Genomic DNA, 23094 nt, shown 5'->3' with positions numbered 1-23094 from the left:
CGCGCAGGTTGAATTTTCGCCGATCCCTCGATCGCGGGATCGGCAGGCTCGCACGTATTCGGTCTATATCAGGAGACATTCATGGCACTCATCTCGCTGCGCCAACTGCTTGACCATGCCGCCGAACACGGCTACGGCGTCCCGGCATTCAACGTCAACAACCTCGAGCAGATCCAGGCGATCATGGAAGCGGCCGAGGAAACGCAAAGTCCCGTGATCCTGCAGGCTTCCGCCGGCGCGCGCAAATACGCGGGCGAAACATATCTGCGCCACATGGTGCTCGCCGCGATCGAAGCGCATCCCGACATCCCGCTCGTCCTGCATCAGGATCACGGCGGGAGCCCGGCGGTGTGTCAGATGGCGATCCGTTCCGGCTTTTCGAGCGTGATGATGGACGGCTCGCTCGAAGAGGACATGAAAACCCCGTCGAGCTACGAGTACAACGTGCGCGTCACGCGCACCGTATGCGAGATGTCGCATGCGGTCGGCGTTTCCGTCGAGGGCGAGCTCGGCTGCCTCGGCTCGCTGGAGACCGGCGAGGCGGGCGAGGAGGACGGCGTCGGCGCACAGGGCAAGCTGTCGCACGACATGCTGCTCACGGATCCGGAACAGGCGCGGGACTTCGTCGCCCGGACCGGCGTCGATGCCTTGGCGATCGCGATCGGCACCTCGCACGGCGCGTACAAGTTCACCCGCAAGCCGAGCGGCGACATTCTCGCGATCGAGCGGATCGCCATGATCCACGAACGCATTCCCGACACGCACCTCGTGATGCACGGCTCGTCGTCGGTGCCGCAGGAGTGGCTGGAAATCATCCGCGAGTACGGCGGCGATATCAAGGAAACGTACGGCGTGCCGGTGGAGGAAATCCAGCGCGGGATCCGCAGCGGCGTGCGCAAGGTCAACATCGACACCGACATCCGTCTGGCGATGACGGGGGCGATGCGGCAGCTGTTTGCCGAGCAGCCGTCGGAATTCGATCCGCGCAAGGCATTCGCGGCCGCCAGGAAGGCAGCGCGCGGCATTTGCGTCGCACGTTTCGAAGCGTTCGGCTGCGCGGGCCAGGCGCCGCTCATCAAGCCGATCCCGCTTGAACAGATGGCGTTGCGCTATCAGAAGAGGAGCTGACGCGATGACTGCGCTCAATTCCGTGCTGATTGCCCCGAGCCTGCTGTCCGCCGACTTCGCGCGGCTGGGCGAGGAGGTCCGGGCGATCGAGGCGGCCGGCGCCGACTGGCTGCACTTCGACGTGATGGACAACCACTATGTGCCGAACCTGACGGTCGGGCCGATGGTGTGCGAGGCGCTGCGGCCGCATACGTCGCTGCCGATCGACGTGCACCTGATGGTGCGCCCGGTCGATGCGCTCGTCGATTCGTTTGCGCAGGCCGGCGCGAATTCGATCAGCTTCCATCCCGAGGCGAGCGATCACGTGCACCGGACGCTGCACCAGATCAAGAATCGCGGATGCCGGGCGGGCCTCGCACTCAATCCCGCCACGCCGCTCACATGGCTCGACGAATTGCTGGACGACCTGGATTTCGTGCTGCTGATGTCGGTCAACCCCGGCTTTGGCGGACAGAAATTCATCGAGCCGGTACTGAAGAAGATCCGTGCGACGGCGCAGCGTATCGACGAGGTTGCGGCGCGCACCGGCCAGCGGCCGCGACTGGAGGTCGATGGCGGCATCAAGCTCGACAATGTGGCCAGGGTGGCGGAAGCCGGCGCGGATACGCTGGTGGCGGGGTCTGCGGTGTTCGGCGCGCCGGACTACCGGGATGTGATCGACGGGCTGCGCAGCCGCGCCGAGCGCGCGCGTGAAAGCGGCACCGTGAATGGGTGAGTCGGGAACCGGCGAGGAGGACAGACGCATGCAAGCGCTTATTTTCGATGTCGACGGGACCATGGCGGACACCGAGGCAGCCCATCGCGAGGCGTTCAACGCCGCATTCGCCGAAACCGGCCTCGACTGGCATTGGGACGAAGCGCTGTATGCGCGCCTGCTCAGTGTGGCGGGCGGCAAGGAGCGCATCTGGCATTACTGGCACTGCGCCGAGCCGGAGGAGGTGCTCGGCAGCGAGGCCAAGGCGACGATCGACGCGATCCACGCGATCAAGACCCGCTACTACGCCGATCGGGTGCGGGCCGGCGACGTGCCGCTGCGCCCGGGCATTCACCGCCTGATCGACGAAGCCGACGATGCCGGGATACGGCTGGCAATTGCGACCACCACCACGCCGGCGAATATCGACGCGCTGCTGAGCGGGCCGCTGGGCGCCGATTGGCGCAAGCGGTTCGTCGCGGTGTGCGATGCGTCGACGGCGCAGGTGAAGAAGCCGGCGCCCGACGTGTACGAAGCGGCTTTGCGGCAGCTCGGCTTGCCGGCAGCCGAATGCCTCGCGCTCGAGGATTCGGAAAACGGCTTGCGCGCGGCGCGCGCCGCGGGTATTCCCACCGTGATTACGACTACCGCGTATACGGTATCGCAGCGCTTTGACGACGCACTGATGGTGCTGCCGAACCTGGGCGATCCCGACCAGCCGCTGCCACCGGGGATTGTCGGCGTGGAGGGCGGCTGGGTCGATCTCGATGCGTTGCGGCGCGCACATGTTCGCGGTACGCCGTCGCACGTGTAGCTTCGCGGCTGGCTGGCTGCCGTACGCCGGGGCGCGGCAGCCTTGCCAGGAACTGCGTTGAAGGTAAGCGCATCCCGCCCGCATTTCGCATGTGCATGACGTGGCACTCAAAGAGATGTATTCCGAGACACGTCATGCGACCGAAGGCATCCGCGAATGCCTTCGATGCGCCTGTATGGCATCCGCCGGGCGCTTCCCGGATCTGCCGGCATGACCGGGTGACGCGTCGGATCGCGTCACGGCGGGCCAGATTCCGCGCGATACATCGGCGGCATGCGATGTCGGAGAACGGCAAGGCATGCTGCGGGCGCCCGCGATCCACGGCGCAAATCTGCGATACCTGGCGTAGCATGTGCGCAGTTTCGGCGGCTTCGGACCGGCCCCGTCGCGTGCATGCGGATCCCGATGGCGCCGCGTGGCTCGAACGGCCGCGTATCCCGCCTTCTTGTCTGGCGTCCGACGTGACGCCCGGCCGTAAGGCCGCGATTTTCCGATGCCGGAACTGACAGGGCGTTATCGTTCGCGTGCCCGCGAACGAAACCGATGCCGACGACCGATTCCGTTCGGAGAGAACCCACATGCCGCATCAACCGGATGGCCGGGCGCTGTTGCGCCGGCTCGGTATTCAGCAGCCGATCATTCAGGCGCCGATGGCGGGTGTCAGTACGCCGGCACTCGCCGCCGCCGTCTCGAATGCCGGCGGGCTCGGCTCGCTGGGCGTCGGCGCGACGCATGCCGAGGGCGCGCGCAAGATGATCCGGGAAACGCGCGCGCTGACCGGCAAACCGTTCAACGTCAATGTGTTCTGCCATCGGCCGGCCAATGCGGATGCCGGGCTCGAGCGCGCATGGCTGGACTGGCTCGCGCCCGAGTTCCGGAAATACGGCGCGGAGCCGCCGGAGTCGCTGTCGGAGATCTATACGAGCTTTGTCGTGGATCGTGCGATGCAGCAGATGCTTGTCGAGGAAGCACCCGCGGTCGTCAGTTTCCATTTCGGATTGCCCTCCGCCGATGTCATCGCTGCGCTGAAGCGCGCCGGCATCACGTTGCTTGCCAGCGCAACGAACCTCGACGAGGCGGCGAAAATCGAGGCGGCTGGTGTCGACGCGATTGTCGCGCAGGGCATCGAGGCGGGCGGGCACCGTGGCCTGTTCGATCCGGATGGCGCCGACGACCGTCTTGGCACGTTCGCGCTGACGCGCCTGCTGGTCGGCGCGTGCCGGCTGCCCGTGATCGCCGCCGGCGGCATCATGGATGGCGCGGGCATCGTTGCGGCGCTCGCCCTCGGCGCGCAGGCCGCGCAACTCGGCACCGCCTTCGTTCCCTGCCCGGAAACGTCGATCGACGACGGTTATCGCCGCGCGATTCTCGGTGACGCCGCGCGCCGCACGACATGGACGACATCCATTTCCGGACGAATGGCACGCGGGATGGTGAACAAGCTGACCGAACTCGGCAACGATCCGCATGCCCCGAAGACGCCCGATTATCCGATCGCTTACGACGCGGGCAAGGCGCTCCATGCTGCCGCGAAAGCCGAGGGTGAATTCGGCTATGGCGCGCAATGGTGTGGACAGGCGGCCGCGCTGGCGAGGTCGTTGCCGGCCGGCGAACTGGTGGACCGGCTCGAGCGCGAAATGCGGACGAGCATCGGGCAGCTGCAGGCATTCCGGGACTGATGTGCGGGCAACGCCAGCCCGGCACGGTGCGGGTTTGGCGTTGGCGCGTGCTTGCCAGCCGGGGCCGCATCGCCTGGACGCGTCACCGCTGCATGGTGAGCGGTTCGCTGTTGATCCGTGCGTCGGCACCTGCGAATTCCGGCGTGGCGGCGCCGCTTGCAGGCGCGGCGCGCATGACGCCACGCGAGGACGCGCTCAACCGTCACAAGGGACTGGCCCGCAACGGGCGAGTCGTGCATCGGTAATGTATCGAACGGGGGCGGCGCGGGCGTGCAGATATATATATGTGGCGGCATAAACCGGCGTGCCCGTTCCTCGCTGGCTGACCACGGTGATGGGGAAGCGCTGCCTGGCGATGCTTGCCCGTCGTCCGCCCTGCCGAACTCGGACTCGGTCAGCGCCAATATCCGTCGACGTAGATCCACGCCGTGCCGTGGCGACGCCAGTAACCGGGAATCCAGCGATGCCCCGGCCGCCGCGCGATCCAGCGACCTGGAATCCATACATATTGGCCGCGCTGCCATTGCCACGTGCCGTCGACTTATATATATCCCCGCGGCCGAGGCGGCGGCGGGCGGCGGTCATGCCGCATCGGCGGCGGCGCGACGCCCGGACGATCGTCGTAGGGCGGCCCGCCCGGTACGCGATGCGGCCCGGATGGCCGGTAGACCGGTGCGGCTGGCTGGGCCGCGGCGGAGCGCAGCCAGCCTGCACCGGTGCCGACGAAGGCTGCGGTCAATCCGATGGCACGTAATAGCGAGCGTCGATTCATCACGGGCTCCGATCTGCGGTTGAGGTGGACTTACGTTAGCGCACCGGTGTGCCTGTCGCATTACACGACCGGTTAAGGCTGTTACCGCATATCACGTCGCGAGCCCGATGGCCGGCGAGGACATGGTTGGTGGTGGCAGTGGATGCGACGTCTCGGAGCAGCAGCTTTCGTGACGCAATCCTCCTACGTTTGCGTTGCGGCGGCGGTGTTTCATTCGTACCAGACCTACAATTTGCGGTGTAAAATGGTAAAAATTGCCGGTTTCCGCTGGTTTTCGCCGTTTTGCTTGTTGTTTCTATACAACCGTCAAGACGCACGCATAGAAGAATAGTGAGGTGGGGTTGACCAAAAAAACGGCGTCAAGAGTGTGAAAATAATAGTGAAAACAAGCACTTGCGATGTGATCCTGTTTTTATTATTGCGGATATCGGAAAAGCTTATTTCTTTATTTGTGAATGGCTTCCCTAGGGTACACCCCTAAACTCACGGTTCCTAAGCGGGCATCTACCCGGGCACTGCCAACGAGCGGGATCGCTGGCGTTTCCGGGCCGTTGCAGACCGTTTAATGAAACAAGGTCGCAAGACCTGCCTCTTTTTATAGAAGGGAGCTCCACGAATGAACAAGACTCTGATCGTTGCAGCAGCTGCAGCATCGTTCGCAACCGTCGCTCACGCACAAAGCAGCGTCACGCTGTACGGCGTGCTGGACGCAGGCATCGCTTACCAAAGCAACGTCAGCGGCAAGTCGCTGTGGCAAATGCACAGCGGCGGCATCGACCAAAGCCGCTTCGGCCTGCGTGGTTCGGAAGACCTGGGTGGCGGCCTGAAGGCAATCTTCACGTTGGAAAGCGGCTTCAACCTCGGTAACGGCAAGTTCGCGAACAACAACGGCATGTTCAACCGCCAGGCTTTCGTTGGCCTGTCGAGCAACTACGGCACGGTTACCCTGGGCCGTCAGTATGACTCCGTCATTGACTACCTGGCTCCGCTGACCGCAACGGGCAGCTGGGGTGGTACGTACTTCGCACACGTCGGCAACGTCGACAACCTGAGCACGAACGGTGGCTACGCTGCTAACAACACCGTCAAGTTCACGAGCGCGAACTACGCTGGCCTGCAATTCGGCGGCACGTACTCGTTCTCGAACAACACGAACTTCGGCAACAACCGTGCATACAGCGGCGGCGTGTCGTACCAGTACCAAGGCCTGAAGCTCGCGGGCGCATACTCGCAGCTGAACAACCCGAACCAAGCTAGCGGCGGCGCAGTCGACACGCTGAATGCTCAAGGTCGTGTCCGTACGTACGGTGCAGCTGCTGCGTACGCATTCGGCCCGGCACAAGTCGGTGCAGCATGGACGCAAGCTCGTCTGGACAACACGGTTGCTGGCGGCTCGCAGCGTTTCGACAACTACGAAGTCAACGGCAAGTACAACCTGACGCCGGCTCTGGGTCTGGGCGTTGCTTACACGTACACGAACGCACGTCTGAGCAACACGAGCGCTCACTGGAACCAAGTTGGCCTGCAGGCTGACTACGCGCTGTCGAAGCGCACCGACGTGTACGCAGAAGCTGTGTACCAGCGTGCTAGCGGCGCGAACGCATCGATCTACAACGGCGACATGAGCACGGCGCCGAGCACGTCGATGAACCAAACCGCAGCAACGGTTGGCCTGCGTCACCGCTTCTAAGCGTGACTGCTGGTTTGACCAGCTCTGAAAAAGGCGCCTTCGGGCGCCTTTTTTTATTCCGCGGATCCATCCTGAAATAGGCCGACACTTTTTCGAGCGATGGCAGGGGCGCCAAATGGCGCAAGGGATCAAGCGGATGCAGGCGCAAAAAAAGCGAGGCCAGCACTGTGCCTCGCTTTTTTTGTCCGGTATGGCGGGAAACGATCCCGGCGCCGTGTCAGCGCGTATATTCGCCGTTGGCTTCCGGCTGGAACACGATTTCCGCGATCTTCATCTGCTTTTTCTCGCCGCTCGGCTGCACGATGTTCACCAGCTGACCGCGCTGCATGCCCAGCAACGCGATGCCGACCGGAGAAAAAACGTTCAGGCAGCCGCGCTCGAGATTGGCTTCATCCGGGTAAACAATCGTCCAGGTCGTGTGCTCGTGCGTGAGTTCGTCGAGCAGCGTGATCTGCGAATGCATCGTGACGACGTTCGACTTGATCGCATCCGACTGGACGATGTCGGCGCGCTCCAGCAATGTGTCGAGCATCTCGTGGAAGCGCGGATTGTGTTCGGCGTGCTTTTCGAGGCGTGCGACGTCAAGCTCGGTCAGCTGATAAAGGCGTTGTTTCATGGCAGTTCTCCAAATGATCGGCAGTAACAGGCAGGGCTTGCCTACGTAGATCGCCCGGAGCCTGACTGACGCGGCTCCGGGAGGAGGCTGAACCGTCAGATCAAGCGCCGGGCAGGGGCGAGCGGCGCGGGTGCCGTGCGTCGAGCGGGGCGGTGGGCCAGTTGGTTGGTGCGCGCGTGCGTGCCGGTCGGACAGGACGGCAAAGCAGCGGAAAAAGAAGGCGCGCGCATGATTGAGATGAATCGTCAGTGGAAATCGAATCTTACGATTCTACAACATCTTGCATGTGACGCAGCGATCACCGGCGTAAGCAATTGTTGCCAGATTGATGCCATTCAAACGACATCGCCGCCAGTCATGACATCGATCGTTGCCAGTTGTGCAACGCTGTATGCTGGAACAAAGGGTTTACCCTAGATCTGGGGGCGACTAGACTCAATGCTATCGCTTCAGACAACCCTGCCCGAAGCGACCTCAAAACACAACATATTTCGGAGGTAGGTCATCATGAAGTCGATCATCTACGCAGCGCTAGCCGCTTCTATTCTGGCTACCCCGATTGCATCGATCGCCCAGTCGGATCAGCCGATTACGCGTGACCAGGTCAAGGCCGAGCTTCGTCTGCTTGAGCAGAATGGCTACAAGCCGCAGGCCAGCGATCCTGAGTATCCGGGCAACATTCTCGCGGCCGAGCAGCGTGCGCAGCCGGCTCAGCAAGTGCTGTCCCGTGCCGACACGAGCGGCTACGGCACCGCGGCCGTCGGCGCGGCGCAATCGGGCGGCCGTCGTATGAAGGAAGCGGCAACGCCGGTTAATTCGGTCTATTTCGGCAACTGAGTCGCGCTGGCCTGCAGGCACATTGGCGAGCGGCATGCGCGAGGCGTGCACGCCGCTCGTCAACCAGAGGCAAGACCTCCGTCGCCGCGTCCCGCGGTGGCTTTGGCCCGGACGCAGGACGCGTCTGGGCGCCTTTTGCCGGATGCGGACCGGTCAGGCTGACGTGACGGCGGGCGTGCCCTGGATGTAGTGTTCGAGCTGGCTGATCGTGAACTGCTGATCGGCGATCACGCTCTTGACGAGGTCGCCGATCGAGACGAGGCCGATCAACCGGCCATCGTCGAGCACGGGCAGGTGGCGCACCCGGTATTGAGTCATCAGCGCCATGCATTCCTCGCTGGCTTGCGACGGCTCGACGTAGCGCACTTTGCTGGTCATGATCTCCTCGACGCGCGTGGCCTTCGACGAGCGATCCAGCAGCACGACCTTCCGCGCGTAATCGCGCTCGGTGACGATGCCGGCGATTTCATCGCCTTCCATGACCAGCAGTGCGCCGATGCCTTTCTCGGCCATCAGCTTGATGGCGTCGTAGACAAGGTCGGACTTCGTGACGGTATAGACGGTGCGGCCCGAATCCGGCTTGGCCCTGAGAATCTGCGCGACAGTGGTGCTCATACGCTTTCTCCGTGTGCTGGCGATGCAGGGAAGGCTGGGCGTGAAGCGCGTCGCCCGACTGGAACCAGTATAAGCGGGCGAACCGCGACAAGCGCGCGACTGCGACTGTATGCAGATTAGCGGTAAACTTCCGGCACTTGCTATCCAGAACATTCCTTAATTACTGATCGTTCGATTGAATTCATGATGTCTTCACGTTCCGAGTCGCCCCAGGCGGGCGATGGTCAGACCGGCGAGTGTGTGACGCTCGTGGCCACCGCTTCGCTCCCGACGCGTTACGGTACATTCACATCGTATGCTTTCCGTGTGGCGGGCAGCGATGCCGAACATCTCGCGCTGGTGATGGGCGACGTGGCCGGCGAGCAGTCCGTGCTGACCCGGTTGCATTCCGAATGCCTGACCGGCGATGTATTCGGCTCGTATCGTTGCGACTGCGGCGAGCAGCTCGATCTCGCCTTGCGCTATATCGCCGCCGAGGGCCGCGGCGTGCTGCTGTACCTGCGCGGTCATGAGGGGCGCGGTATCGGCCTGAGCAACAAGATCCGCGCCTATGCGCTGCAGGAGCAGGGACGTGACACCGTCGAGGCGAATCTCGATCTCGGTTTGCCCGACGATGCCCGCGAATACGATTCGGCGGCCGCGATCCTGCGCATCCTCGGTGTGACGTCGGTACGGCTGATGAGCAACAATCCGAAAAAATTCGATACCCTCGTGAAGCACGGCATCCCGATTTGCGAGCGCGTGGCGCTGGCTGTGCCGGTGCGCGAGGAAAACGAACGCTACATCCGTACCAAGCAGACGAAGTTCGGGCATTACTTCGAAGAGAACGAATAACGGAAAATTCGGGTCTGCCCGGGCTCGTCGAGCCTGATTCGAAATCGTCTTAAGTGTCGGCTTTGCAAGCGTAATGGTGTGGCGTGTCTCGCCTGGGTAGCGCGTCGACACTTGTCTGCGCGCGCCTGAACTCGTTGCTCCGGCGTAGGTTTTGGGGATGTTGCGCAGAAAACCTACGCCGCGGGAAGAATGCGCTTCGGTGCACGTGTCGCGGCCGAACCGCCGGGCGGCGAGCACATGACAGGCCGTGTCCTAGGGCAACTGCCGCCGGATCAATGCCGGCAACTGCATCAACCGAAAACCGCCGGGCCCACCCACTTACGCATGGTGTACTCGGCGGGGAACGGTCGAGCAGCAAGACATGCTCGGCACGTTCAAGGCCAATTGGGGCGGGTGCTCCCGGCAGTGCTGCTCATCGGCGTCTCATCGTGCAGCTTGCCGGCGCGGCACTGGCACCGCTACGTTTGTCAGCGGCGCACGACGTCGATCTTGTCGACCATTGATCTGCGCGGTGCAATCAGCGCAGCAACCGCTAAAATTGCGGTTTTAGTCCGGAATACATCCATGTCTTTTGCCTCACTTGGCCTGATTGATCCGCTGCTGCGCAATGTGCAGGACCTCAATTACCGGACGCCCACGCCGGTGCAGGCCAAGGCGATTCCTGCAGTGCTCGGTGGCAAGGACGTCATGGCTATGGCGCAGACCGGCACTGGCAAAACGGCCGCTTTTGCGCTGCCGTTGTTGCAACGGCTGGTGCAACATGGCCCGGCGGTGTCCAGCAACCGCGCGCGCGTTCTGGTGCTGGTGCCCACGCGTGAACTGGCTGAACAAGTGCTGCAAAGCTTTATCGCTTACGGCAAAGGCCTCGACTTGCGATTTCTGGCTGCCTACGGCGGCGTGAGTATCAACCCGCAGATGATGAAGTTGCGCAAAGGCGTGGATGTGCTCGTCGCCACGCCGGGCCGTTTGCTGGATCTCAATCGCCAGAACGCGGTGCAGTTTGATCAAGTACACACGCTGGTACTGGATGAAGCCGACCTCATGCTGGATCTGGGCTTTGCGCGCGAACTCAACGCCGTCTTTTCTGCCTTGCCCGCGCGGCGCCAGACCTTGCTGTTCTCTGCCACGTTTACCGATGATATCCGCGCGATGGCGGCGAGCATTCTGCACGGCCCGGTCAATATCAGCGTCAGCCCGCCCAATGCCACGGCCGGCAAGATCAAGCAGTGGGTGGTGCCGGTGGATAAAAGGAACAAGCCTGACCTCTTCATGCATCTCGTGGCTGAGAACAACTGGAAGCACGCGCTGGTGTTCGTCAAAACCCGCAACGGCGTGGATTACCTGGCGGCCATGCTGGATGAAGCGGGCTATGCGGTCGACACGATCCACGGCGACAAACCGCAACCCGCGCGCCTGCGTGCGCTGGAGCGCTTCAAGGCGGGTGAAGTCCACATGCTGGTCGCCACCGATGTCGCTGCGCGCGGGCTGGATATCGACGATCTGCCGCTGGTGATCAACGTTGATCTGCCGATCGTGGCGCAAGACTATGTGCACCGTATTGGCCGTACCGGCCGTGCGGGCGCCAGCGGCGTGGCGGTGTCCCTCGTGTGTGCCGATGAAGCGCCGCAACTGGCCGCAATTGAAGCGCTGATCCGGCAAACGCTGCCCCGTGAAGAAGAGCCGGGCTTCGAGGCAGAGCACCGCGTGCCGCAAACCAGTGCGACGGGCCAGATCATCAAGAAGCCCAAAAAGCCTAAAAAGCCCAAAGTGCCGCAAGCTGCGCCGGGCGCCGTCCAGGTGCCCAGCCAAAGACCGCGCACGCAAAGCGGAGAAAACAAACGCAAGCCCGCGGCGCAGCGCGCTGTGGCCACGGGCAAAGGCACAAGCGTGTCCAGCGGTAGTCCATTCAGCGTGCAAAAGCCGCGCGGCAAACCCGCCGGCAAGCCAGCTGCGGGTTCACGCAAGCCGGCCGCCAAACCCGCTGGTGGCCGCGGCAAACGCCATCCCTGATCCGCGGGGATGAGTAACGTCAGCCCTGGAGCAGGCGGGAGGTTTGCGGCCCGCTGGCAGGCGGCGGCGCGGCTTCGGCGTGTATCAGTCGACGGGTGACGGCGGGCGGAATCCAGTCTCCGTGACAACCTCTGAATCGAGCGGACGTTGAAATCGTGCGTAGCGTGCGCCCGACCGAGGTCGTCTCAGGCGTATGCGCCCGCTTCTCACACGAAAGCCGTCATTTGATCGACTCATCGCGAACTACCGCTTGGGGGCGGTCGGTATCGATCACGGGGCGTCGGAACGTCGATCGGCCAGGATCGGCCACCAACCGCAACCGGTCAGCTTAAACCCCAGCGTGTCCGATAACGGGCGGACATGAGTCATTGCCATTGACGCGGGGTTGCCCACACATGGCGGCGAATAGAGGCTGTATCGCTGATAACCATATGTGGATTAATTGGTGGCAAGCCTTCGATAGGCGCGGAGACAATCGACAGCGGACTCGCAGCTCATTCGCATGGGCGTGGGCCGTTTTCATGCTTTCGCCAACCAATCCGGAATGCTCCCATCCTGATGAATTCTCGAACGTTTGCCGGGCGCGCACATGTGCGGCGCGCTCTTGGCCGATTTTCCCTTTCCCTTGGCGTCGCGGTGGCGCAGCTTGCTGCTGTTGCCGCATGGTCCACTGCGACTCAGGCCGCGCCATCGGGGACGCTCGTTTTCTGTTCCGAAGGCAGCCCCGCTGGATTCGATCCGGGGCAGCACACGACGAGCACCGATTTCGACGCCAGTACCAATACGGTCTACAACGAACTCGTGCAGTTCAGGCGCGGCACGCTCGATCTCGAACCTGCGCTTGCGACGAGTTGGGACATCTCGGCGGATCAGCGCGTCTACACGTTCCATCTGCGCAAGGGCGTGAAGTTCCAGACGACCTCATGGTTCAAGCCGACGCGCGACTTCGATGCAGACGACGTGCTCTTCACCTTCAACCGCATGCTGCACACGGACGATCCGTTCCGTAAAGCCTATCCGGTCAGCTTTCCATATTTCGGCGATCTGGGTTTCGACAAGAACATCGACGGCATCGACAAGGTGGACGACTACACCGTGCGCTTCCGTCTGAAAGCGCCCGACGTGATCTTCGTGCGCAATCTGGCGATGAGCTTCGCATCGATTCTTTCTGCCGAATATGCGGCGAAGCTCGCCGGGGCGCACCGCGAAGCCGATATCAACCAGCTGCCCGTCGGCACGGGGCCGTTCACGTTCCGCTCGTATCAGAAGGATGCGCTGATCCGCTATGACGCCAATCCCGATTACTGGCGCCCCGAGGACATCCGGGTCGCGCATCTCGTGTTTGCGATCACGCCGGATCCCGCCACACGCACGCAGAAGCTGGCGAGCGGCGAGTGCCAGGTGTCGACGTTCCCGCGTCCCGCCGATCTGGAGGTCGTCAAACGCAATCCGTCGCTGACGGTTGTCTCCGGCGTCGGCTTCAACGTGGGTTTCGTCGCGTACAACACGCAACATGCGCCGTTAAACCAGCTCGCGGTGCGCCGCGCGCTCGACATGGCCATCGACAAGCCCGCGATCATTCAGGCCGTGTTTTCCGGCAATGCGGCCGTTGCGACCAATCCGATGCCGCCTGCGCAGTGGTCATACGACAAGGCGCTGAAAGACGCGCGCTACGATCCGGCGAAGGCCAAGGCGCTGCTCGCGCAGGCTGGCTTTCCGAATGGCTTCGAGTTGTCGCTTTGGGCGATGCCGGTGCAGCGTCCCTACAATCCGAATGCGCAACTGATGGCGCAACTGATCCAGCAGGACTGGGCGAAGATCGGCGTGCGCGCGAAGATCGTCAGCTACGAGTGGGGCGAGTACAACCGGCGCGCGAAGCAGGGTGGAGAGCACGACGCCATTCTGTATGGCTGGTCGGGCGACAACGGCGATCCGGACAACTGGCTCGGCACGTTGCTCGGTTGCGATGCCGTGCACGGCAGCAACGTGTCGAAATGGTGCGACCCGGCGTTCAACGGGCTGATCGAGCGGGCACGCGCGACATCGGACGCGAAGGAGCGAACGCGCCTTTACGAGCAGGCGCAGGTGATCTTCAAGCAACAGGTGCCTTATACGCCCGTCGCGCATTCGATCGTTTCGTTGCCGGCGTCGAAGCGTGTCAAGGGGCTGGTGTTTTCGCCGCTCGGCAGTCACCGGTTCGATGGCGTGAGCCTGAACTGACCGGCGCCCGCGTCGCCCTTTCCGATATGCCGTCATGGAGAGGGCGGTCTGCGAGCCGGCGGCCCAGCCGTCGAGGCGTTCGTGATGCCGGAAAACCGTTTTGACTGGCCCGCCCTCAATGACCGGCAGCCGCCGATCGGCCGGCCAGAGGCGGACGCAATCGATCTCGCCAAATCTCCCGGCCTGCTTTCGACCTGAGAAAAACTGGGTTTCCTTGCGCGCGTTCCGTCTTGCGCGCGAAGCGGCGGTTTTTTCTTGCATCGGCGATGCCTGTTCGCCTATAATCTGGCCCGCGGGGTGGAGCAGTCTGGCAGCTCGTCGGGCTCATAACCCGAAGGTCATAGGTTCAAATCCTATCCCCGCAACCAATATCGAAGCCCGCTCTGCGAAAGCAAGCGGGCTTTTTGTTGCTGTGGCGCGATGACGGGCGTGCGATCGCCCGCCCGGTTCCCGGCAATTCGATGCGTGATGCGGCCCGCGTCGGACATGCTACGATCCCTCTGTCTCAGAAAGAATTGACGCAATGAAGACTGTTTTCGTGATGCGGGGCTACGAGATGAACTGCGCCCCGCGTGCTACCGAGGGCGGCAGATTTGCCGCTCAGGTCGAGGTAACGAAGGTGGGATTCAGCCGCGAGGCTGCATTCCGCCAGCTCGGCGAATTCGATACAGAGGCCGAAGCCGTCGAGTATGCGCGGAAGTTTTCGGAAGAGTGGCTGAGCCGATACGGTTGACCGATGCTCGAGCGATTCACCTATCGCGGTTACGAGGTCGAGATCGAGGCGTCCGCGCGCGAGCCCGATGCATCGGGCGCGAAAGTCCTGGTGGGCATGTCGATTGTCCGCCGGCGGGACGGCGAGGTGCTGTTCCGCGAGCGGCCGATTCGGATGCTGCCGGCCGGCGTGGCCATCACGCCGGAACGGGCGATCGAGTACCGTCGTGACGAGGCTCGCCGGCGGATTGACGGCGCACTTGCATGAGTTCGGGCTGGAGGCTGACATGTCGGAGCATGTGGTTGTCGACGAGAACGGCTATATGTGCTTCTGCGAGGCATATGAGGAAATTCCGGGCGTATGGCGTGCGCTGGTGCGTTTCGAGCGCAAAGGCGACGATGCGGCGACGAGGGCGCGCATCGATGGCGTAGCGCACACGATCGCCGAGAAATTCGCGACTCATCACGAGGCCATGGCGGCCGCGAAAGCTTTTGCCAGGTATCGCGCGTCCAGGGACGATGTCGGTCTTTAATCGTACGAATGAATGTCCGGCCAGCCCGTCAAATCGGCGGGGCGTGCGGCTCAGGTGCGCAGCAGGCTGCCGCTGTTGTTCGCAGTGTTGGCGCGGCAATCGTGCGGAGCGTCCCGGTTGTCTATCTGTATTTGCATGAATCCGGCAAATCTGTACACCGAATCGCATCCGTTGCTTCGATAAACTTATCGACGTCTGAATGAGCCTTTGGCTACGACCTCTGCTAAAGGGATCTCATCCATACACCGCGACTCTCAGCGGTCTGTTCATATCCCCTTGGGTTCCTCACCCAAGGGGATTTTTTTTCGCTTATGCCCGGATGGCCGGTTGGTCAGGCGTGTCGTTGCGCTGGATGGATTGGCGGCCCTGCTGACGATGGAGAAACGCTGACGGCGGGCCGGGTTCTTCTTGTAGCCGCGTTTGCGTTTGCGGCCGCCGCGGCCGGCCTCCCCGGGGGCTCATTTCTTCATCTTGAGGACGGGTGTGCGGGCAACGCGCGGACGGCGTGCGCGACGGATGCGCGGGCGAATTGGCGTCGGGTTCTCCATGGCGCCTCGTCTCGCCCGGAAGCGGGCATAAAAAAGCCCGCTGCTGGAGCGGGCCAAACCATGCTTGGAGACATGGAGGAGACGGGTGCAAATTTAAGGGAAAACCCTTAATCGGGCAAGGGGCTGTTGCAGGTTTGCAACGCGTGGGCTGCGGAGCCGCCTAGTCCCGAATGCGTTCAACACCCGCTCGCGATCGGGCCTGACTCGGTTGCAGTCTCACTCGGCGGCGGTTTCCAGGCCGGCTGGTGTCGATTCGGTATGAAATCTGCCGGTCGACGCTCACACGCTTTGTTGATCCCGATTATCCGCACTGTGCAGTCGATACTCGCCGATTCGGCCGTGCGCGATCGACAGTGCGAACTTGTCGCGCATTTCCGTTTCGATCCATGTGCATGCCTCGCGCGCGCAGTCGTTCAGTACATGTCGTGTCGTGTGTCCGTCGATGTCGTAGAGGAAGCGTATGCCGACTTCATCGTCGGCCAGCTGGCGCTCGAGCTGATTGAGGTGCAGCTGCGGGGTGTGATGCTGGGCAAGCGCACGCAGTTCGTCGAAGTGGTATTCGAGCCAGTCCGCGAAGAACAGCGCATCGCTGCGCGAGGACAGCCGGAAGGTCGCACTGCGTGACAGGCGCATCGTGCAGTCTTGCCCGATCGCCGTCCGCATCGCGTCATGGCCGGTGTCTCGATCGTCCGGGACGGCTGCATCCGCGACCGGGGCGGCCTGGGTCTGAATGGTGTGGTAAAGCTGGCGGTCGCGCAGCGTGTGCCACAGCAGTGTGTCGCCCGCGGCGCATGACGGCTGCATCGTCAGGTCGTGCAGGTCGTCGCCGGTGGCGGCCACGTCGCGAATCACGAGACGCAGCGAGCACAGCGGCGCCCCTCCGGCCAGCAGCGTGGCAGCCCGTGGCAGGCCGCTGACGGGCGGCACACGCCCCGCGGCGCGAAAGACGAGCCCGCGGCGATCGAGCCGCACGAGCGGCAGCGGCGCGGGAAACGACGGATAGGCGACGGCAATGCGCGTGCCGTCGGCGCTGGTCAACCCGGGCATCATGGCGCGAAAGACCGGTGAGTGATCCACGTTGAATCTCCTTCCAATTCATGGCGCCGCCCGGACGGAATGCGTGCGTTCAGACGGCGATGGCTTGCCGGGTATGCGATCCCGGAACGATACCAAGCGCGGCAGACTTGTGCGGATCGATGTCGATCCAGCGAGCGCCCGCCAGAACGCCGTTCACCCGCCTCGGCGGATCGGCTTGACGGGCACGCACGCCAAGCCGGTGGAGCAGGCGTCCCATGCTCGCGAACGTGATGCCGATCAGGTGTCGCGCAGCCGAACTGCGCGGTGCACTCGACTTCGTCGAGCGCATCGGCCGTATCGTGCGGTTCGCGTTCTCCGGTTCGCGGCAAGGTCGTCTGGTAATCGCCCATCGTTGTGAACAACGGCTCGCAGGGTGTCCTCGGAGCAGCCATGCTGGGTATGCGTGCATTACAGCGCGCGTCTCGGGCAGGGATAACTGGTAGTTCTTACAGGGTGACAGGCGAGGTAGCGGCGATTTCGACTGGATCACGGTTTCTTGATCGGCGGGATGGAAAATCCGCGCGCTTGTGCTTGTGAGGGCCGCCTGCGTCGCTCAAATACCAGACGAATTGCAGGCCGACCCTGTTGCCACTGGCGTATTGGCCCGGCATGATGGGCGCCGCTGCTCGCATGGGCGGCACGCGGGTATCGATCGCGCTGCCGCGCGGCTCCGGCTGGCAGCGACGCATCGATGCCGCTCGCGACGGGGTCGAGCGTCGGCGCAACCGGTTTGCTTGCCAGCAGGCATGTGCGCAGCCGTCCGGGGATGGGCTGCGAGTGTGGCGCAATAAGGAGAAGGCCGTGCGCGCAATGTAGCAGCTCGGCCCCGGGATGAGACCTGACAGGTATGACAGCGTGACGTTGTCGGAGAACACATGGAATCGCGTTGGCAAGACGCCTCCCACCAATTCAGTGCCGCGGAAGACGAGCAACAGCTCTTCCAGCGGATCGCCGCCTATGCGAAACACCTGGGCTTCGAATATTGCTGCTACGGGATCCGCGTGCCGCTGCCGGTCTCGAAGCCGACCGTCGCGATTTTCGACACCTATCCGGACGGATGGATGGCGCATTATCAGCAGCAGAACTACATCGGGATCGATTCGACGGTTCGCGACGGTGCGCTCAGCACCAACATGATCGTCTGGCCGGATGTCGGCAAGAACGAGCCGTCGTCGCTATGGGCGGACGCACGCGATCACGGGCTGGCGGTCGGCGTCGCGCAGTCGAGCTGGGCGGCGCGCGGCGTGTTCGGCCTGCTGAGCCTCGCGCGTCAGGCCGATCGCCTGACGCCCGCCGAGATCAGCATGCTGACGTTGCAGGTCAACTGGCTCGCGAACCTGTCGCATTCGCTGATGAGCCGCTTCATGGTGCCGAAGCTCGCGCCGGAAACGAACGTGGCGCTGACCGCGCGCGAACGCGAGGTGCTGTGCTGGACCGCCGAAGGCAAGACGGCGTGCGAGACCGGACAGATTCTCAGCATCTCGGAGCGCACCGTGAACTTTCACGTCAACAACATTCTCGAGAAGCTTGGCGCGACCAACAAGGTGCAGGCGGTCGTGAAGGCGATCTCGGCGGGGCTCATCGACACGCCCTGAGCGGCGAGGCGGCAAGTCCGGCATGGAATCCGGTCGAAGCCTGTGACGACCGGCGACGCGGGACGGTGTGACGCGTTGTCCGTGCGGGCGCCCGCAGTTGGCTGCCAACCGCCAACCGCCAACCGCCAACCGCCGGCGCACCACCGCACGCCGGCTACTCCATCATCGGTTCCGCTTCCTTCGCGGTCCAGCTGACGCTGGAGATGCTTTTCTCCATGCTCATCCGGCTCGCGATCTGCTCGAGTTTTTGCTGATCCTTCGGATGCAGCTTCAGCGTCGCGGTCACCTTCAGGCGATCCGGCTGGTCGGGGACGTCTTCGCTTGTCAGGCTCTGGAACGACAACGGTTTCGCATACATCGAATTCGACAGCAGCGTGCGGATATGCACTTCATCGGCCGCGAGGCAGATCACGGTGATCTGGTATTCGCGGACGAGATCGGCGTTCGACACCGACGTCGCGTTGATCGCATGACTGACGCCGCGCAGCAGCGTATTGGTGAGCAGCACGACGACGGTGCCGGCGAGCGCCGGGATGAAATGTCCCGCACCGGACAACACGCCGACCGCGGCGGCGCACCAGAGTGTCGCCGCGGTGTTGATGCCCTGGATCGAGCCCTTGTCGCGCATGATGACGCCGCCGCCGAGGAAGCCGACGCCGGATACGACGTAGGCGGCGATCTGCGTGATGCCGGGATTGCCGTTGCCGGTCAGCACGCCGAGCGTGACGAACAGGCACGCGCCGCTCGCGACCAGCGTGATCGTGCGCAGCCCCGCCGTGCGCTGGCGCATCTGGCGTTCGAGGCCGATCGCGACGCCGCAGGCGAACGCGGTGAAAAGACGAAGTGCGAAATCGAAAGTCATTGTTATTTTCCTGCCGTGCAGAAGGCGCATGCGGAACATGCGCCGCGTCGCTGCGGTCACGCAGGCGGGCGGCGCGACGGCGTCGCGCGGTACTGTACCGCGCGAACCGGTCATGCTGTATGAAACGGAGCGGCGTGCCGGACTCGCTGGAACGCGAACCGGGGCAGGAAAGGCTGCGGCGGGCAGGCGTTCAGGCAGCGAGCAGTGCACGCATCGAGCTGCAACTGTCCACGTGGATTCCTGAAGGATTGAACGGGCGGGATTCTAGAGGGCGGGACGCGGCTGCGTCAACCCGCGTCCGTCGCGGGGCGGCTTTGCCCGATCCGCGAAAACGGCGGTTCGGCGCGAGATTCGCAGACGCGCGCACGGGCCGTTGCGCAGACGGCGATCACTGCGCGTCGGCGCGAACGAGGCGCACGCGCGTGATCTCGGGCGGTGCGCCGACGCGTTTCGGCGGGCCCCAGTATCCGGTGCCGCGGCTCGTGTAGACCCACAGTCCGTTCCAGCGTGCGAGCCCGGCCGTAAACGGCTGCTGCAGCCGCACGAAGAAATTCCAGGGGAAGAACTGGCCGCCGTGCGTGTGCCCGGACAACTGCAGCGTGAACCCCGCGTCGGCCGCAGCGGGCGCGCTGCGCGGCTGGTGCGCGAGCAGCACGCGGATCGATACGTCGGGCGGTGCGCCGGCGAGCGCGGCGTGGGGATCGCTGCGATGCGCGGGATCGAATCGGGCCGCCGTGTAGTCGGTGACGCCCGCGATCACGAGGCGGCCGTCGCCGTGCTCGATCGTGCGGTGCTCGTTCAGCAGCACGGTCAGCCCGAGCCGGCGGAACTCGTCGATCCATTGCTGCGCGCCGGAGTAGTACTCGTGATTGCCGGTGACGACATATGCGCCATGCCGCGCCCGCAGCGCGCCGAGCGGGGCGGCATGGTCCGCGAGCCGTGCGACGCTGCCGTCGACGATGTCGCCGGTGACCGCGACGAGATCCGCCTGCAGCCGGTTGACGGCTTCGACGATCGACGCGACGTAGTCCCGTTTGATCGTCGGGCCGACGTGAATGTCGCTGATCTGCACGATCGCGAAGCCGTCGAGCGCGGCGGGGAGATCCGCGATCGGCAGGTCGACGCGCACGATACGCGTGGGCCGGCGTGCATTCAGGAAGCCTATCGCGCTGACGGCGAGTGCCAGCAGCGGCACGGCATCCGCGCTTGCGCTGCGCCAGCGCGCGAGCGACAGCGCGTGGGGCGCGAGCGCGTCGATCGTCAGGAGCGACGCGAGCAGCAGGTCGCGCGCGAGCGTCAGCACGAGCAGCGACGAGAAAAATCCCATCGCCAGCAGGCCGACCCACGCGACGCGGTCGCCGAGCCGATGCGACGCGAAGCGCCGCGACCGCATCCCGAGCGGGATCGCGAAGCACGAAGCGACGAGCCAGAGCGCGGCGGCGCGGCCGACGGCCGCCGACGTCAGGTCGGGGATCAGCCGGAATCCGACGTACGCATGCAGCAGTACGCCGATGACAATCATCCAGATCTGGAAGGCGGAGAGGCGTCGCATTGGTCAGCGGGTAGGTGCGCGGCGCATCGCGCGCCGCGCGGGGCGCACCGGTCAGGCGATGCGGGCGACGTCGTCGAAGTCGAAACGCGGGCTGCGCGGGAACAGTCCGGCAGGGTCGCCGTATCCGAGGTTCACGAGGAAATTGCTCTTGACCGTCGTGCCGGCGAAGAACGCGGCATCGACTGCCGCGTTGTCGAAGCCGGACATCGGGCCGGCATCGAGGCCGAGAGCGCGCGCGGCCATGATCAGGTACGCGCCCTGCAGCGTCGAATTGCGGAACGCGGTGGTCTGGATCAGCGCATCGTTGCCGGCGAACCAGCTGCGCGCGTCCGCGTGCGGGAACAGCCGCGGCAGGTGCTCGTAGAACGCCATGTCCATGCCGACGATCACCGTGACGGGCGCGGCCATCGTCTTTTCGACGTTGCCTTCGGACAGTGCCGGCTTGAGCCGGGCCTTCGCTTCATCCGACTTGACGAAGACGAAGCGCGCCGGGCTCGAATTCGCCGAGGTCGGGCCGAATTTCGTCAGATCGATCAGGCGATGGAGCAGGGCGTCGTCGACGGGCTTGTCCTGCCACGCGTTGTGCGTGCGCGCGGTGCGGAACAACTGGTCGAGGGCGGAATCGGAAAGCGTCATGTTGGGATCCGGAAAATCGCCGCCGGGTCGCGCCGGACGGCTGACAACGAAAGAGAGGCGGCGCCACGGCCGGGACGACCGTGGCGCGGTGCGACATTCCGCGATGATAGCCCGACGCGCGCGAATTCACTTGCCGGCGATGCGGAGCGGCCGCCGCGCCGCGTCACTGCGCCGCGCCGATCGTCCCCGTCGCGAGTGCAAGCGCGGCCGCCGCCGACAGTGCCGCGCTGTAACTGTCGGCATCCGCGTTCTTTGCCGCGAGCAGCTGGCTTTGCGCGAGCGTCGCGTCGGTCACCGAGCCGACGCCGTTGCGGTATGCGGTCAGCGCGGCGTCGTAGCTGGTTTGCGCGGCGTCGCGCAGCGCCTGTGCCGCTTCGTGCGAGGCCAGGCTCGTCTGCAGCGCGTTCTGCGCGGCCACGATCTGCCGGACGGCTTCTTCCTGGGTGCGCGTCAGCCGTGCCGCCGCGCTTTCCGCATCATTGCGCGCCTGCATCAGCACGGCCGAGCGCAGGCCGCCGTCGTAAAGCGGGATCGAAATGCCGACAAACACATTGCCGCCATAGCGGCTGCCGTTCAGGTTGACGGTCGGCGCCTGCTGGCCGATCGACGGCAGTGCGGTGACGCCCAGGCGCCCCGTGCTGTACGAGGTCGACGCGGACACGAAGACTTTCGGCAGGAAAGCCGCTTCGGCCGCCTTGATCTTCGCCTGGTTCGCCTTTTCGGCCGCATAGGCGCTCAACAGGTCGGGACGGCGCGCGATTGCGTCCGACACGATCTGTTCGACCGGGGTACGCAGCGCGGGCGATAACGGCCGCCTCGGCAGGGCCGCGATCGTCGGCTTCGACAACGGCGAAATCCCGAGCGCCGATACGAGGCCCAGGTAGCCGTCGCTTTCGGCGCCCTGCGCCTCCACGAGTGCGAGGTTGGCCTGCGCGCGGTTTTGCGTCGCCTGCGCGGCCTCGACCACGGTGCCGATGCCTTGCCTGAGCCGTGCGCGCGCTGCCGCGGCAATCGCATCGGCGTTGGCGAGGCCCTGCCGCGCGCTTTGCGCGCGCGATCGCGCCGCTTCGTAGCGGTAGTACGCGACGGTCACATCGTGGATCACCTGCTGATGAACCGCGGTGAACGCCACGTTCGACGCGATCGATGCCTGCCGGGCGGCTTCGACGTGCGCCGCGCGGCCGCCGAAATCGAACAGCAGCCACTGAAGCGCCAGCGCCGAGATCGTCCCGCTCGCGGACGTATCGCTCGACGCGGTGCCGAGCAGCGTGGACGTCGTGCCGTGGCCGGCCGCATAGCCGCCCATCGCCGTCGCGGACAATTGCGGCAGGTAGGCGCTCTTCGCGATGCCGACCGCCAGCGCCGCATTGCGCGCGTCATTCCAGGCGATGCGGGTCAGCGGGTTGGTCGATTCGGCGAGATCGATCAGCTCGGGCAACGTGTAGGCATGCGCCGGATCGAGCGCTGGCGCGGGCGGCACCGATGCGAGCGCGTCGTTGGCGGGCAGCGTGTAATCGTGTCGCGCGGCGTCGGCCGGCGTCGTCGGCGGCGCGGTCAGGATCTCGCCCGCCGATGTCGCCTGCGGCTGCCACGGACGATCGGACGCCGCCGGCGCGAGATCGAGCGACGAGGTGGCGCAGCCGGACAGGCCGACCATGGCGGCGATAGCGG

21 protein-coding genes, 1 tRNA gene and 1 pseudogene are annotated in these 23094 nt (G+C 64.4%); 14 read left to right on the top strand and 9 right to left on the bottom strand.

All coding sequences use genetic code 11. The features are described from left to right. Positions 1-81 precede the first annotated feature (81 nt). The 4 genes from fba (at position 82) to KH616_RS07240 (ending at position 4315) form a co-directional block, all read left to right on the top strand. Complete coding sequence (gene fba, locus KH616_RS07255; protein WP_292238987.1) at positions 82-1128, top strand: class II fructose-bisphosphate aldolase; 1047 nt, start codon at positions 82-84, stop codon at positions 1126-1128. Between the two features lie 4 nt (positions 1129-1132). Beyond that, positions 1133-1843 (top strand): ribulose-phosphate 3-epimerase, encoded by a 711-nt coding sequence (gene rpe / locus KH616_RS07250; RefSeq protein ID WP_292238984.1) that lies wholly within the window; start codon positions 1133-1135, stop codon positions 1841-1843. Positions 1844-1871: 28 nt separating this feature from the next. Then, positions 1872-2636: an HAD family hydrolase gene (locus KH616_RS07245; RefSeq protein ID WP_292238981.1), complete on the top strand. Its 765-nt coding sequence runs from the start codon at positions 1872-1874 to the stop codon at positions 2634-2636. A 578-nt stretch (positions 2637-3214) separates the two neighbouring features. Next, positions 3215-4315 (top strand): nitronate monooxygenase, encoded by a 1101-nt coding sequence (locus tag KH616_RS07240; RefSeq protein WP_292238978.1) that lies wholly within the window; start codon positions 3215-3217, stop codon positions 4313-4315. Between the two features lie 394 nt (positions 4316-4709). Here the strand turns inward: KH616_RS07240 and KH616_RS07235 are convergent. Beyond that, positions 4710-5087 (bottom strand): annotated as a pseudogene (locus tag KH616_RS07235) (hypothetical protein). Between the two features lie 616 nt (positions 5088-5703). Between KH616_RS07235 and KH616_RS07230 the strand changes: the two are divergent. Beyond that, the gene (locus KH616_RS07230) at positions 5704-6777 is read left to right on the top strand and encodes a porin (RefSeq protein ID WP_292238975.1); all 1074 of its coding nucleotides are present in this window, start codon (positions 5704-5706) and stop codon (positions 6775-6777) included. A 217-nt stretch (positions 6778-6994) separates the two neighbouring features. On the opposite strand, the gene KH616_RS07225 is transcribed toward KH616_RS07230, so the two are convergent. Beyond that, positions 6995-7393, bottom strand: coding sequence for a GreA/GreB family elongation factor (locus tag KH616_RS07225; RefSeq protein ID WP_292238973.1), 399 nt, complete (start codon positions 7391-7393; stop codon positions 6995-6997). A gap of 507 nt (positions 7394-7900) precedes the next feature. Here KH616_RS07225 and KH616_RS07220 point away from each other — a divergent pair. Further along, on the top strand, positions 7901-8230 hold the full coding sequence (locus KH616_RS07220) for a DUF4148 domain-containing protein (RefSeq protein ID WP_292238971.1): 330 nt from the start codon (positions 7901-7903) through the stop codon (positions 8228-8230). Between the two features lie 153 nt (positions 8231-8383). Here KH616_RS07220 and KH616_RS07215 read toward each other — a convergent pair whose 3' ends face one another. Then, the gene (locus KH616_RS07215) at positions 8384-8845 is read right to left on the bottom strand and encodes a CBS domain-containing protein (RefSeq protein WP_292238968.1); all 462 of its coding nucleotides are present in this window, start codon (positions 8843-8845) and stop codon (positions 8384-8386) included. A gap of 183 nt (positions 8846-9028) precedes the next feature. Here KH616_RS07215 and ribA point away from each other — a divergent pair, with 183 nt between their 5' ends. From ribA to KH616_RS07180, 7 genes are all read left to right on the top strand, one after another. After that, positions 9029-9679, top strand: coding sequence for a GTP cyclohydrolase II (gene ribA, locus KH616_RS07210; RefSeq protein ID WP_292238965.1), 651 nt, complete (start codon positions 9029-9031; stop codon positions 9677-9679). A 564-nt stretch (positions 9680-10243) separates the two neighbouring features. Then, positions 10244-11689 carry a DEAD/DEAH box helicase gene (locus KH616_RS07205; protein WP_292238990.1) on the top strand — a complete coding sequence of 482 codons (1446 nt, stop codon included), beginning with the start codon at positions 10244-10246 and terminating at the stop codon, positions 11687-11689. Positions 11690-12247: 558 nt separating this feature from the next. Continuing rightward, positions 12248-13909 (top strand): ABC transporter substrate-binding protein, encoded by a 1662-nt coding sequence (locus KH616_RS07200; protein WP_292238962.1) that lies wholly within the window; start codon positions 12248-12250, stop codon positions 13907-13909. Positions 13910-14200: 291 nt separating this feature from the next. Continuing rightward, positions 14201-14277 (top strand) — tRNA-Met (locus tag KH616_RS07195). A gap of 155 nt (positions 14278-14432) precedes the next feature. Then, positions 14433-14642: a hypothetical protein gene (locus KH616_RS07190; RefSeq protein ID WP_292238960.1), complete on the top strand. Its 210-nt coding sequence runs from the start codon at positions 14433-14435 to the stop codon at positions 14640-14642. Between the two features lie 3 nt (positions 14643-14645). Then, positions 14646-14888 (top strand): hypothetical protein, encoded by a 243-nt coding sequence (locus KH616_RS07185; RefSeq protein WP_292238957.1) that lies wholly within the window; start codon positions 14646-14648, stop codon positions 14886-14888. 19 nt (positions 14889-14907) lie between these two features. After that, positions 14908-15153: a hypothetical protein gene (locus tag KH616_RS07180; protein WP_292238954.1), complete on the top strand. Its 246-nt coding sequence runs from the start codon at positions 14908-14910 to the stop codon at positions 15151-15153. A gap of 827 nt (positions 15154-15980) precedes the next feature. Here the strand turns inward: KH616_RS07180 and KH616_RS07175 are convergent. Then, a complete protein-coding gene (locus KH616_RS07175; RefSeq protein ID WP_292238952.1) occupies positions 15981-16778 on the bottom strand; it encodes a hypothetical protein in 798 nt (265 codons plus the stop codon). A 49-nt stretch (positions 16779-16827) separates the two neighbouring features. Continuing rightward, positions 16828-17067, bottom strand: a complete 240-nt coding sequence (locus KH616_RS07170) for a hypothetical protein (protein ID WP_292238951.1) — start codon at positions 17065-17067, stop codon at positions 16828-16830. 586 nt (positions 17068-17653) lie between these two features. Between KH616_RS07170 and KH616_RS07165 the strand changes: the two genes are divergently transcribed. Next, positions 17654-18373, top strand: coding sequence for an autoinducer binding domain-containing protein (locus KH616_RS07165; protein ID WP_292238948.1), 720 nt, complete (start codon positions 17654-17656; stop codon positions 18371-18373). Positions 18374-18527: 154 nt separating this feature from the next. On the opposite strand, the gene KH616_RS07160 is transcribed toward KH616_RS07165, so the two are convergent. The 4 genes from KH616_RS07160 to KH616_RS07145 all read right to left on the bottom strand — a co-directional run. Then, positions 18528-19235 carry an MgtC/SapB family protein gene (locus KH616_RS07160; protein WP_292238946.1) on the bottom strand — a complete coding sequence of 236 codons (708 nt, stop codon included), beginning with the start codon at positions 19233-19235 and terminating at the stop codon, positions 18528-18530. A 388-nt stretch (positions 19236-19623) separates the two neighbouring features. Next, entirely contained in the window at positions 19624-20787 is a 1164-nt protein-coding gene (locus KH616_RS07155) for a metallophosphoesterase (protein WP_292238943.1), read from the bottom strand. A gap of 51 nt (positions 20788-20838) precedes the next feature. Further along, on the bottom strand, positions 20839-21423 hold the full coding sequence (locus KH616_RS07150; protein ID WP_292238940.1) for a malonic semialdehyde reductase: 585 nt from the start codon (positions 21421-21423) through the stop codon (positions 20839-20841). A 163-nt stretch (positions 21424-21586) separates the two neighbouring features. Beyond that, the coding region (locus KH616_RS07145) for a TolC family protein (RefSeq protein WP_292238937.1) at positions 21587-23094 on the bottom strand (1508 nt) is incomplete at its 5' end.

The organism is Burkholderia sp., assembly GCF_018375725.1.
In the GTDB taxonomy this organism is placed as follows: Bacteria; Pseudomonadota; Gammaproteobacteria; order Burkholderiales; family Burkholderiaceae; genus Burkholderia.
This window is presented reverse-complemented; position numbering and strand designations above follow the sequence as displayed.

Bases quoted from the DNA above. Each gene is read 5' to 3' on its own strand.
- KH616_RS07245 (WP_292238981.1), top strand. From the start codon at position 1,872: ATGCAAGCGCTTATTTTCGATGTCGACGGGACCATGGCGGACACCGAG.
- KH616_RS07160 (WP_292238946.1), bottom strand. From the start codon at position 19,235: ATGACTTTCGATTTCGCACTTCGTCTTTTCACCGCGTTCGCCTGCGGC.
- KH616_RS07170 (WP_292238951.1), bottom strand. From the start codon at position 17,067: ATGCGCTCGACGAAGTCGAGTGCACCGCGCAGTTCGGCTGCGCGACAC.
- KH616_RS07150 (WP_292238940.1), bottom strand. From the start codon at position 21,423: ATGACGCTTTCCGATTCCGCCCTCGACCAGTTGTTCCGCACCGCGCGC.
- fba (WP_292238987.1), top strand. From the start codon at position 82: ATGGCACTCATCTCGCTGCGCCAACTGCTTGACCATGCCGCCGAACAC.
- rpe (WP_292238984.1), top strand. From the start codon at position 1,133: ATGACTGCGCTCAATTCCGTGCTGATTGCCCCGAGCCTGCTGTCCGCC.
- KH616_RS07230 (WP_292238975.1), top strand. From the start codon at position 5,704: ATGAACAAGACTCTGATCGTTGCAGCAGCTGCAGCATCGTTCGCAACC.
- KH616_RS07165 (WP_292238948.1), top strand. From the start codon at position 17,654: ATGGAATCGCGTTGGCAAGACGCCTCCCACCAATTCAGTGCCGCGGAA.
- KH616_RS07225 (WP_292238973.1), bottom strand. From the start codon at position 7,393: ATGAAACAACGCCTTTATCAGCTGACCGAGCTTGACGTCGCACGCCTC.
- ribA (WP_292238965.1), top strand. From the start codon at position 9,029: ATGATGTCTTCACGTTCCGAGTCGCCCCAGGCGGGCGATGGTCAGACC.
- KH616_RS07155 (WP_292238943.1), bottom strand. From the start codon at position 20,787: ATGCGACGCCTCTCCGCCTTCCAGATCTGGATGATTGTCATCGGCGTA.
- KH616_RS07190 (WP_292238960.1), top strand. From the start codon at position 14,433: ATGAAGACTGTTTTCGTGATGCGGGGCTACGAGATGAACTGCGCCCCG.
- KH616_RS07240 (WP_292238978.1), top strand. From the start codon at position 3,215: ATGCCGCATCAACCGGATGGCCGGGCGCTGTTGCGCCGGCTCGGTATT.
- KH616_RS07180 (WP_292238954.1), top strand. From the start codon at position 14,908: ATGTCGGAGCATGTGGTTGTCGACGAGAACGGCTATATGTGCTTCTGC.
- KH616_RS07200 (WP_292238962.1), top strand. From the start codon at position 12,248: ATGAATTCTCGAACGTTTGCCGGGCGCGCACATGTGCGGCGCGCTCTT.
- KH616_RS07220 (WP_292238971.1), top strand. From the start codon at position 7,901: ATGAAGTCGATCATCTACGCAGCGCTAGCCGCTTCTATTCTGGCTACC.
- KH616_RS07185 (WP_292238957.1), top strand. From the start codon at position 14,646: ATGCTCGAGCGATTCACCTATCGCGGTTACGAGGTCGAGATCGAGGCG.
- KH616_RS07205 (WP_292238990.1), top strand. From the start codon at position 10,244: ATGTCTTTTGCCTCACTTGGCCTGATTGATCCGCTGCTGCGCAATGTG.
- KH616_RS07215 (WP_292238968.1), bottom strand. From the start codon at position 8,845: ATGAGCACCACTGTCGCGCAGATTCTCAGGGCCAAGCCGGATTCGGGC.